The sequence below is a fragment of the Ruminococcus sp. N15.MGS-57 genome, from assembly GCF_000980385.1.
GTDB lineage: Bacteria > Bacillota > Clostridia > Oscillospirales > Ruminococcaceae > Hominimerdicola > Hominimerdicola aceti.
On sequence record NZ_LARF01000163.1, the window covers coordinates 1 to 265 of the forward strand.

At 46.4% G+C, this 265-nt stretch carries 1 protein-coding gene; it reads right to left on the minus strand.

The annotated features are described in order from the left end of the window. A partial coding sequence (locus tag WS40_RS11105) for a recombinase zinc beta ribbon domain-containing protein (RefSeq protein ID WP_325208551.1) occupies nucleotides 1–265 on the minus strand: 265 nt, incomplete at both ends.

Below are 265 nucleotides of genomic sequence, written 5' to 3' on the forward strand. Positions count from 1 at the left end.
AGGCATACAGTACATCATAGCGGATATAGTGCATGGAACACTGGCGTAATCCCTGCCCGTTCTTGCTGCAATGGTAGTACCCGTATGGGTTCTTATTCTGCTTGTTTTCCCCATAGGCTAAAGACCATCCGCAGTCTGCACATTTTATCAATCCTGCGAAAATCTGTGTCGTACCGTTTCTGCGTTTCCTGCGTCTGCTTGCAATCAGCTCCTGAACTTTTTGGAACACTTCTTCAGAAATGATGGCTTCGTGGGTATTTTCCAC